Raw genomic sequence first — 10212 nt, 5'->3', positions numbered from 1 at the left:
GGCGAGAGGGGGGGGCGGGGGGGGGGGGGGGCCCCCCGCGGGGGGGGGGGGGGGGGGGGGCCCCCCCGCCGTGACGGAGCGCACCGCGTGCAGCCGCCTGCACCACTCAAGGAACCCGAAGACCGCCATGGGTCCTCCCCGTTGTTCGCCCGGTGCCTGCCCGGGTCAGGTGTTGGCCAGACTCTCCTTGACCGTGTCGATCAGCTCGACCAGCCGGTCGCCGTCGTACGCCTTGGTGCTGATGTCCTCGAAGCACTCCTGGTAGCGCGCCGTGAGAGCGAGGTCGTCACGGTTCGACACACTGCCGGTGGGGCCTTCGAGATAGAGCAGGTCGTCGTCGTCCTTGAAGCCGAGCAGGATGAACGAACTGGCCACGCTGTAGTGGGCGCCCGCCGAGAACGGCAGCAGCCGCATGGTGACTCTGGGGTGCCGGGACAGCGTCTTGAGGTGTTCGAGCTGATGACGCATCACACCGGGGCCGCCGATCACCCGGCGGATCGCGGCCTCGTCGAGCACCAGGTGCACCTCCGGCCCGTGATCGCCGTCGTAGACCCGCTCCTGCCGGGTGGTGCGCAGCTCCGCCGATCTGCGGGCCCGCTGCGGGGCCGAGCGCGGCGCCAGCAGGGACACCGCGTAGTCCTCCGTCTGGAACAGCGCGGGGATCAGCGTCGGGTTGTAGGTGCGGATCGAGATCGCGGCGCTCTCGTAGCCGAGGTACTGCGCGAACTGCGGGCGCACCATGTCGCTGTACGACGCCCACCAGGCGAGCCCCTTGGAGCCGCGGGCGGCCTCCTCCAGCTCGGCCACCCGGACCGGTTCCGTGACGCGGTAGAGCTGGAGCAGCGCGCGCAGGTCCGTGACGCTGAGGCTGACCGTCCCGGCCTCCAGCCGGATGAGTTTGGAAAGGGACCATTCCAGCGCGTCGGCGGCCTCCCGCTGAGTGAGACCCGCCTCCTCGCGTGCCCTGCGCAACTCGATACGGAGCCTGCGTCGGTTGAGGCTCGGATCGATGTCCCTGGCCATGTCGCTCCCCTGCCACTCGTCGTCATCGGACCGGTCGGGCGGCCAACGTCGACTAGCAACTCCCCACTAGACTAGGTGAGTTGGGAGAGAGCGGCCAGACCTCTGCAGTCCGACACCTGTCTCTTCGACGTGGTCGTGTGGACGTAGACGGTAGATAAGCCATGCCGTGACGGGCAAATCACTATTTGCTTCTGTGTGGCCGTATTTGCACTAAATAGGCCCAATATAAACGAGCCCCCACGGTGAATTTTCACCGTGGGGGCTTGCGTTGAGTGCCGGAAGCGGCTGGCGGGCCGTCAGGCGACGATCAGATAGATCCCGTACGCCACCGCCGCCGCGCACGCGGCGAAGCAGGCGTAGGCGCCGGTGACGGCCAGGGTGGCCGTGCCACCGCGGGCCGATTCCTTCTTCGTGAGGCCCACGACGCCGAGGGTGAACAGGCCCACCAGGGCCACGGTGACCACGAGGCTGATGCCGAAGACGGAGCCGAGTGCCGCCCAGTCGATCTTCATGGTGATTCCTTAAACCGTCGCGGCGCGGTTCGGCTCCGTGGACGAGCCGACCTCGGGGGACGGGATGGTGGTCTTGAGGTCGGCGGTGATGGTCGACGCCGGGATGTCGGTCGCCGGGATGTCGGCCGTGGCGATCGGGGCCGTGGTGATCGGGGCCGCGGGCGGCGGGGTCACCGCGGCGACCGCCGCCGTGACGACGCCCGAGTCGCTCGGCTCGACCTCGTGGATGTTGTCGCCCGTGATCGGGGAGCGACGGGACAGGATCCAGATGACGGCGGCACCGGCGACCAGCAGGACGCCGGTGGTGACCGTGCCCCACGTGCCCTGCCGGGTGAGGAGTTCGGCGCCCGCGCCGACCAGACCGGCGGCCGGGAGGGTCAGGCACCAGGCGGCGAACATCCGGGTCGCGGTGGACCAGCGGACCACGCCGCCCTTGCGGCCGAGGCCCGCGCCCATGACGGCGCCGGAGCAGACCTGGGTGGTGGAGAGGGAGAAGCCGATGTGCGAGGAGGCGAGGATCGCCGCCGCGGCGCTGGTCTGGGCGGCGAAGCCCTGCTGCGGCGCCAGGTTCGTCAGCCCCTTGCCGAGGGTGTGGATGATGCGCCAGCCGCCCAGGTAGGTGCCGAGCGCGATGGCCAGGCCCGCCGAGACGATGACCCAGACGGGAGGGTTGGAGCCGGGGGCGAGGACGCCGCCGGTGACCAGGGCCAGCGTGATGATGCCCATCGTCTTCTGGGCGTCGTTCGTGCCGTGGGCCAGGGAGACGAGGCCCGCGGAGGCGATCTGCCCGGCGCGGTAGCCCTTCGAGGCCGCCTTCTCGTCGGTGTGGCTCGCGAGGGTGTACGAAAGGCGCGTCGCCAGCATCGAGGCGAGTCCGGCCACGATCGGCGCGGCGACCGCGGGGATCAGGACCTTGGTGACGACGGTCGACCCGTTGACCGCGGACCAGCCCGCCGAGGCGACCGCGGCGCCGATCAGACCGCCGAAGAGGGCGTGGGAGGAACTCGAGGGAAGCCCGAGGAGCCAGGTCAGCAGGTTCCACAGGATGGCGCCCACCAGGGCCGCGAAGATCACTTCGACGCGGATGCCCTGCTCGTTGATGATGCCGCCGGAGATCGTCTTGGCGACCTCCACGGAGAGGAAGGCACCCACGAGGTTCAGCGCGGCAGACATCGCCACCGCCGTCTTTGGCCTCAGGGCGCCGGTCGAGATGGTCGTCGCCATCGCGTTGGCAGTGTCGTGGAATCCGTTCGTGAAATCGAACACGAGAGCGGTGACGATCACGATTCCGAGGAGGAGCGTGATGTGTTCCATTTACCCAGGCTTCTATGGGAGGTCAGTGGCGAGTGGACCGTAGGCAACCTGGGTGAACAGAAGGTGAACTGAGGCGAGCCTCGGAGTGTCGCCAAAGGAGGGGCCGCGCTCCGCTTGCGGACCGGGTGGTGCCGCGCGCCCTCTCGAACAGCGGTGCCACCGGGGCCTTTCGGGCCCTGGAGCGATCTCCCGGTCCGCGCGGCGCACACCGCCCCGACCGTGCCGGGGAGCCCTCGACGAGAGATTGGTCACGCCGCGCGGCCTCCGTGTCGTCGAGATGTGTCCGGGCTCTCGGCAGGCCGGTCCCCGCCTGGCAGGATCGCGGCATGGTCGAACACCAGGACACACAGGGCGGACCGGTCCCGGCGGACGAACTGGCGCGCGCGTGGGACGAGGTGGTCGCGACGGCCCGCCGCACCGTCGCCGAGGGGCTGGTCGTCGGCACGTCGGGCAACGTCTCGGCACGCGTCGGCGACACCGTACTGGTCACCCCCACCGGGGTGCCCTACGACCGGCTCACGCCGGACGACGCGGTCGGCGTCGACCTCGACGGCGGACAGGTCCTCGGCTCCCTGCGCCCGACCAGCGAACTGCCGATGCACCTGGCCGTCTACCGCACCACCGGCGCCCGCGCCGTCGTCCACACCCACGCCGTGCACGCGACGGCCGTCTCCACCCTCGTACGGGAACTGCCGCTGATCCACTACATGGCCGCCGCACTCGGCGGAGCGGTCCGGGTCGCCCCGTACGCGACCTACGGCACCGCGGAGCTGGCCGAGCACATGCTCGACGCGCTGACCGACCGCACCGCGTGCCTCCTGCAGAACCACGGCACGATGGCCCACGGCACCTCCCTGGCCCAGGCGTACGACCGAACGGCCCAACTGGAGTGGATGTGCCGGGTGTGGCTGACGGCGGCATCCGTACCGGGTCTGTCACCGACGCTTCTCACCCCGGAACAACTGGCCGAGGCGGGGGAGCGGCTGCGGGGATACGGGCAGCGATAGCAGGGCCCTCGCGTGCCGCTCCCGGTGGCCGGGGGCGACGACCGCCGGGAGACTGGACGCGTGCGCATCGTCAAAGCGGCGGTCACAGCCGCCACCGCAGCCATAGCCGTCGGTACGGCCGGTGCGGCCGTCGGCCGCTACGCCGGCAACGCCGCGCTGAAGGCATCGCCGGGGCGCCCGCTGCCGACCGAACCACGCCTGACCGTGCACTCCCTGGCCGCCGGCCAGATCACGCTCACCCGCGATCTGGCCACCCTGCGCCCCGGGATCCACGGCCTGGCGGGCGACGGCTCCCACGCCGTCGTCGGCCCCGTGCTGGACACCGCCCCCCACTCCGCCGACGCCGTCGTACGCCGTCTGGAGCGCGTGACCCACGGCACCCTCGAACCCGGCGACAAGGTGTGGCTCACCCCCAACCTGCACGTCGGCAATCCGGGCGGCGCCCTCGGCTTCCACTACCGGGACGTCGAGGTGCCCGGCGAACTCGGCCCCCTGCCCGCCTGGTTGGTGCCCGGCGCCCGCGAAACCTGGGTGATCACCGTGCACGGACTAGGCAGCACCCGGGAACTGTCCATGAACGTCATGGAGTTCCTGCAGCGCTACCGCTTCCCGCACCTCGCCCTCGCCTACCGGGGCGACCTCGGCGCACCCCGCTCCCCGGACCGGCTGAACCACCTCGGCGAGACCGAGTGGCACGACGTGGCCGCCGCCGTCCGCCACGCCGTGCACCACGGCGCCGAACGCGTCGTCCTGCACGGCTGGTCCACCGGAGCCACCATGGCGCTGCGCGCCGCCACCCACTCCGCGCTGCGCGAGCGGATCTGCGGGCTCGTCCTGGACTCGCCCGTGCTCGACGCCGAGGCCACCCTGCGCGCCCTCGCCTCGGCCCGGCACGTGCCCGGCCCACTGCTGCCCCTGGCGGTCCGCTCCGCGCAGGCCCGCACCGGTCTGCTCGCCTACCAGGACCGCGCGGCCCTGGACCCGGACCGCCTCCAGGTACCGGCGCTGATCTTCCACAGCCCCGACGACGCCGTCGCCTCCTGGGACCTCTCGCGCGACCTCGCCCGCCGCCGCCCGGACCTGGTCACCCTGAACACGGTGCCCAACGCCCCGCACGGCGCCCTGTGGAACGCGGACCCCGAGGCCTACGAAGAAGCCCTGCGCCGCTTCCTGACCCCGCTCATGTGACCGACCCGCCGCGCGCCCCGCGAGCCGCCTTCCGCTTAGCCGTGTCCGAGATCGCCTCCCCCCGTCGCACCCCTCTGCGGACCCGTGCCCCGCCCGGCCCCACCCCGCAGCACGCCCTTCCGTTTGGGATTTCGCACCGTCAACCGGAAGACTGCACCTGTGACGTCCCGTACCCCGCGCGACTCCAGGCTCCGACTCGTCAGCCCACGGCCCCTGGCCGAAACCCCCCGAGCGGTGACCCAGCGCCGCGCACGCCGTGCCGCCCCCCGGCCGCCCGAGGGCACACCCCCGCCCGCGGAACTCGCCCGGATGGCCCGGACCCGCCTGGCCGACGCGGCCCGGGTGGCGCACTGGGCCGACGCGGCGCTGCGCCCCGGCCGCGACGGCGCCACCCCGGACGGCAAGGGCACCCTCAGCGATGCCACCGCCGAGCGGGCCGCCGCCGACCTCGGCCTGAGCGTCGCCCAGGTGCGCGCCGACTGGGACACCGCCCGGCTGGCCGGCCTCGTGGAGGTGCACGGCGACAGCGCCCGCCCCGGCTGGCGGCTGCGCGCCTGGCACCGCGACGACTCCGCCGTCCTGCGCGGCTGGGTCGCGTTCTTCGACGCCTGGACGCTCGCCTACCCCGAACCCGAGGACCCCGGGCAGTCCGCCGTCGCCGACGTCGTCTCGGCCATGCCCCAGGTGCTCTCCTTCCTGCAACTGTCCGCCGGGCCCGTCCCCGTCGAACAGCTCCTCGACCTCCTCGGCCAGCGGGTGACCGAACTGCGCACCGAGCGGTGCGAGGTCGCCTACACCTCGCGCCCGGACCGGCCCGGCGAGAGCGGTGAGACGCTGCGCACCGAGCACCCCGCCCCACCGGACCGGGCAAGCGCCGAGGACATCCCGCTCGCCCCCCTGCTCGGCTGGGCCCTCGACGCGCTCGCCTACGTAGGCGCCCTCACCCGCACCGACGGACAGGCCACCCTCACCCCGCTCGGCAACTGGGCGGTCTGGGTCAAGCTGGAGCAGATCTGTGTCGCCGCGCAGAGCCCCGCCGGGAACATCGAGCAGAACGCCGAGGCCATGCTGCGCGGCTGCGCCCAGTTGCGCCCCAACGCGGCCCGCGCCGAGTACCGCGCCTGGCTCGCCGCCCGGCCCGTCGGCAGCGCCGTCACCGAACTCCTGGCCGCCGCCCGCGGCGAGGACGCCCTCCTGCGCGGCCTCGCCTTCGACGCGCTGCGCGTGGTCGGCGCCCCCGCCGAGCCCGATGTGCGCGCCGTCGCCGACGAGCGGCCCCTGCGCCCCTACGCCCAGCTCTGGCTCGCCGAACACGACGGCGCCGACCCGGAGGAGGCCCACGCGGTGCTCACCCGCGAGGAGGCCACCTGGCTGTGGGTCGACACCGCCGCCGCCGTCGCCGACCACGGCGAGGCCCCGCTGCTCGTACGCCACCTGGAGTCGGCGGTGCAGCCCACCGTGCCCGCCCTCCTGGACGAGGTGCGCGCGGTCGGGCACCCGCGCACCGTGCAGGTACTGGTCGCGCTCGCCGCCGCGCACCCCGACCCGGCGCTCGCCAAGGCCGTACGCCGCGCCGCCTTCCAGGTCCACACCGGAGAAGGGTGACGCCGCGTCACGGGGACGGCGCCTCGGGGCGTACGTGCCGAAGCTCCAGAGGTTGCCCTCGACGTCGCGGGCCGGACAGTCCCGCGAGCCGTACGGCTGGTCCGTCGGGGGCAGCAGGATCTCCGCGCCGGGCCCTGGGGCCCGTTGACGGTGGGCGTCGACGTCGGCCATGGCGATGTGCACCGCGCACGGGTCCGTGTCCCGTCCGGCCCTGTGACCCGCCCCACGACCCGCCATACGATCGGTCCCTTCGGCCGTCCCTCCGAGGAAAAGTGGTTGCACGGCCCCGTTAGACTGGGCCCCATGGCCATTCTCCTCGCGCATTAGACGGCGGGAACGTCCTCAGCCGCCCATCCCGCCACCTCCCCCCGGGCTCGCGACGCTCGCGATGTCGCTGGAGCAGGGGGTCTCACGTCCCTGGAGTCTGTCCGTGATCTCCGCCTCCGGTATCGAGCTGCGCGCCGGTGCCCGCATCCTCATCGAGAACGCCACGTTCCGTGTCGCCAAGGGCGACCGCATCGGCCTGGTCGGCCGCAACGGCGCGGGGAAGACCACGCTCACCAAGGTCCTCGCCGGTCAGGGCATCCCCGCGGCGGGCACCGTCACCCGCTCCGGCGAGGTCGGCTACCTCCCGCAGGACCCGCGCACCGGCGACCTGGACGTCCTCGCCCGCGACCGCATCCTCTCCGCGCGCGGCCTCGACGTCCTGATCCGCAAGATGCGCGAGAACGAACAGCGCATCGCCAGTGGCAAGGGCGCCACCCGCGAGAAGGCCCTGCGGCAGTACGAACGCCAGGAGACCGAGTTCCTCACCAAGGGCGGGTACGCCGCCGAGGCCGAGGCCGCCACCATCGCCGCCGCCCTGAACCTGCCCGACCGGGTGCTCGGCCAGCCGCTGCACACGCTCTCCGGCGGTCAGCGCCGCCGTATCGAGCTGGCCCGCATCCTGTTCTCCGACGCGGACACCCTGCTGCTCGACGAGCCGACCAACCACCTCGACGCCGACTCGATCGTCTGGCTGCGCGACTACCTGAAGACCTACCGCGGCGGCTTCATCGTGATCTCCCACGACGTCGACCTGGTCGAGACGGTCGTCAACAAGGTGTTCTACCTGGACGCCAACCGGTCCGCGATCGACGTCTACAACATGGGCTGGAAGCTCTACCAGCAGCAGCGCGAGGCCGACGAGAAGCGGCGCAAGCGCGAGCGCGCCAACGCCGAGAAGAAGGCCGCCGCGCTCAACGCCCAGGCCGACAAGATGCGCGCCAAGGCCACCAAGACGGTCGCCGCGCAGAACATGGCCCGCCGCGCCGAGAAGCTGCTCGCCGGGCTCGACGAGGTCCGCCAGTCGGACAAGGTCGCGAAGCTCCGCTTCCCCGAGCCCTCGCCCTGCGGCAAGACCCCGCTCATGGCCGAGGGCCTGTCGAAGTCGTACGGCTCGCTGGAGATCTTCACCGATGTCGACCTGGCCATCGACAAGGGGTCCAGGGTCGTCATCCTCGGCCTCAACGGCGCCGGCAAGACCACCCTGCTGCGGCTGCTCGGCGGCGTCGAGCAGCCGGACACGGGCGCGGTCGTCCCGGGCCACGGCCTGAAGCTCGGCTACTACGCGCAGGAGCACGAGACCCTCGACCCGGACCGCACGGTCCTGGAGAACATGCGCTCCGCCGCCCCGGACATGGACCTGGTCGAGGTCCGCAAGGTGCTCGGCTCGTTCCTGTTCTCCGGCGACGACGTCGACAAGCCGGCCGGTGTCCTCTCCGGCGGCGAGAAGACCCGTCTCGCCCTTGCGACGCTCGTGGTGTCGTCCGCGAACGTGCTGCTCCTGGACGAGCCGACCAACAACCTCGACCCGGCCAGCCGCGAGGAGATCCTCGGCGCGCTGCGTACGTACAAGGGCGCGGTCGTCCTCGTCACGCACGACGAGGGCGCGGTGGAGGCGCTCCAGCCGGAGCGGATCATCCTGCTGCCCGACGGCGTCGAGGACCTGTGGGGCGCGGGCTACGCGGACCTCGTGGCCCTCGCCTGACCAACCGGACCGGGGTCGGCCGGCGCCCTCATAGCGCAGGGCCGGCCCAGCGCGCATGGGTCGTTCGGCCTACTCGTGGTCCGTCATGTGTGTGAGATCTCCTCGTACCGGGTGTGTCGTACACGGATTCACCGGCCGATCCCCTCTCTTCCAGGGCTCGGCCGACGCGCCCCGCTGACCTGGTATTTCCCGGATCAACCCGTTCGGGCGTACGCACGACATCGGATGGAATCCCGGATTCCGCTTATGGAGACGCGCTCCTGTCGTCACATCCGGGTGGCACGGACCTTGCCGAATGGGTGGCCATCCCGCTCTTGAGGGGTGATCATGAGGAGACCAGAGCGCACTTCCCATGAGGAGGCACGGGTGGCCGAGACTCTGAAGAAGGGCAGCCGGGTGACCGGCGCCGCGCGCGACAAGCTCGCGGCAGACCTGAAGAAGAAGTACGACTCCGGTGCGAGCATCCGGGCGCTGGCCGAGGAGACCGGCCGCTCGTATGGCTTCGTTCACCGGATGCTCAGCGAGTCGGGTGTCACGCTGCGAGGGCGTGGCGGGGCGACGCGGGGCAAGAAGGCCACGCAGGCCTGACGCCGGGCGGCCCATCGGCTTCGGTGGTGGCCACCCGGCCGGTCGGGCGACCGGCCGGGTGGTTACTGTGCAGTCACTTGTGGATGTCCTCGTACGGCATCCCGCTCTGACCGCACCCATCGGAGGCGCCCCATGGCTTCGCTCGACCCGGTACTCGACAAGGACGGCGTACAGCTCACCGTCGACGAGGCGATCGCCACGGTGACGCTGACCAACCCGGCCAAGCGCAACGTCCAGAGCCCCGCTCTGTGGCGGGCGCTGGCGGAGGCCGGGCGCGCACTGCCCGGCTCCGTCCGTGTGGTCGTGCTGCGTGCCGAGGGCAAGTCGTTCTCGGCCGGACTCGACCGCCAGATGTTCACACCGGAGGGCATCGAGGGCGAACCGACCTTCATCGACATCGCGCGCAGCGGTGACGCCGAACTGGACGCGACCATCGCCGCGTACCAGGAGGCGTTCACCTGGTGGCGGCGCAATGACGTCGTGTCCATCGCCGCCGTGCAGGGGCATGCGATCGGTGCGGGCTTCCAGCTCGCCCTCGCCTGCGACCTGCGCGTCGTCGCGGACGATGTGCAGTTCGCGATGCGCGAGACCAGCCTGGGCCTCGTCCCGGACCTCACGGGTACGCATCCGCTGGTGAGCCTGGTCGGATACGCCCGCGCGCTGGAGATCTGCGCGACGGGCCGCTACGTCCAGTCCGCGGAGGCCGTGAGCACCGGGCTCGCGAACATTGCCGTACCGCGTGATCAACTCGACGACACCGCACGGGACTTGGCGTCCGCCCTGCTCGCCGCACCCCGTGACGCCGTGATCGAGACCAAGGCGCTGCTGCGCGGTGCGCAGGAGCGGACCTATGAGGAGCAGCGCGCCGCGGAACGGGCCGCGCAGGCCCGACGCCTGCGCGACCTGGCCGGGGTCGGCGACTGAGACACGGCGTCTCTCAGCGGTG

Annotated in this window: 9 protein-coding genes; 6 read left to right on the top strand and 3 right to left on the bottom strand. The window is 72.0% G+C overall.

Annotation, left to right across the window (positions count from 1 at the left end; translation table 11 throughout):
• Positions 1-165: 165 nt before the first annotated feature.
• The 3 genes from NGF19_RS29880 to NGF19_RS29870 all read right to left on the bottom strand — a co-directional run bounded on the left by NGF19_RS29880 (position 166) and on the right by NGF19_RS29870 (position 2849).
• On the bottom strand, positions 166-1023 hold the full coding sequence (locus NGF19_RS29880; RefSeq protein ID WP_252429011.1) for a helix-turn-helix domain-containing protein: 858 nt from the start codon (positions 1021-1023) through the stop codon (positions 166-168).
• A 296-nt stretch (positions 1024-1319) separates the two neighbouring features.
• Positions 1320-1535, bottom strand: coding sequence for a hypothetical protein (locus NGF19_RS29875; RefSeq protein WP_252429009.1), 216 nt, complete (start codon positions 1533-1535; stop codon positions 1320-1322).
• Between the two features lie 9 nt (positions 1536-1544).
• On the bottom strand, positions 1545-2849 hold the full coding sequence (locus NGF19_RS29870) for an inorganic phosphate transporter (RefSeq protein ID WP_252429007.1): 1305 nt from the start codon (positions 2847-2849) through the stop codon (positions 1545-1547).
• Between the two features lie 326 nt (positions 2850-3175).
• On the opposite strand from NGF19_RS29870, the gene NGF19_RS29865 reads away from it, so the two are divergent.
• From NGF19_RS29865 to NGF19_RS29840, 6 genes are all read left to right on the top strand, one after another.
• The gene (locus tag NGF19_RS29865; RefSeq protein WP_252429005.1) at positions 3176-3856 is read left to right on the top strand and encodes a class II aldolase/adducin family protein; all 681 of its coding nucleotides are present in this window, start codon (positions 3176-3178) and stop codon (positions 3854-3856) included.
• Between the two features lie 60 nt (positions 3857-3916).
• Positions 3917-5044, top strand: a complete 1128-nt coding sequence (locus NGF19_RS29860; RefSeq protein ID WP_252429003.1) for an alpha/beta hydrolase — start codon at positions 3917-3919, stop codon at positions 5042-5044.
• A 159-nt stretch (positions 5045-5203) separates the two neighbouring features.
• A complete protein-coding gene (locus tag NGF19_RS29855; protein WP_252429001.1) occupies positions 5204-6649 on the top strand; it encodes a hypothetical protein in 1446 nt (481 codons plus the stop codon).
• A 430-nt stretch (positions 6650-7079) separates the two neighbouring features.
• Entirely contained in the window at positions 7080-8678 is a 1599-nt protein-coding gene (locus NGF19_RS29850) for an ABC-F family ATP-binding cassette domain-containing protein (RefSeq protein ID WP_252428999.1), read from the top strand.
• 366 nt (positions 8679-9044) lie between these two features.
• Entirely contained in the window at positions 9045-9266 is a 222-nt protein-coding gene (locus NGF19_RS29845) for a helix-turn-helix domain-containing protein (protein ID WP_071368692.1), read from the top strand.
• Positions 9267-9398: 132 nt separating this feature from the next.
• On the top strand, positions 9399-10190 hold the full coding sequence (locus NGF19_RS29840) for an enoyl-CoA hydratase/isomerase family protein (protein ID WP_252428997.1): 792 nt from the start codon (positions 9399-9401) through the stop codon (positions 10188-10190).
• Positions 10191-10212: the final 22 nt, after the last annotated feature.

Origin of the sequence: Streptomyces macrolidinus, from assembly GCF_023887685.1 — a bacterium.
GTDB classification, from domain to species: domain Bacteria; phylum Actinomycetota; class Actinomycetes; order Streptomycetales; family Streptomycetaceae; genus Streptomyces; species Streptomyces macrolidinus.
Note: the sequence above shows the minus strand (reverse complement) of the source record. Positions and strands in the feature narration are given on the sequence as shown.

What these genes read in the sequence shown, in the direction of transcription:
- NGF19_RS29880 (WP_252429011.1), bottom strand. Translation starts at nt 1,023, where the DNA reads ATGGCCAGGGACATCGATCCGAGCCTCAACCGACGCAGGCTCCGTATC.
- NGF19_RS29875 (WP_252429009.1), bottom strand. Translation starts at nt 1,535, where the DNA reads ATGAAGATCGACTGGGCGGCACTCGGCTCCGTCTTCGGCATCAGCCTC.
- NGF19_RS29870 (WP_252429007.1), bottom strand. Translation starts at nt 2,849, where the DNA reads ATGGAACACATCACGCTCCTCCTCGGAATCGTGATCGTCACCGCTCTC.
- NGF19_RS29865 (WP_252429005.1), top strand. Translation starts at nt 3,176, where the DNA reads ATGGTCGAACACCAGGACACACAGGGCGGACCGGTCCCGGCGGACGAA.
- NGF19_RS29840 (WP_252428997.1), top strand. Translation starts at nt 9,399, where the DNA reads ATGGCTTCGCTCGACCCGGTACTCGACAAGGACGGCGTACAGCTCACC.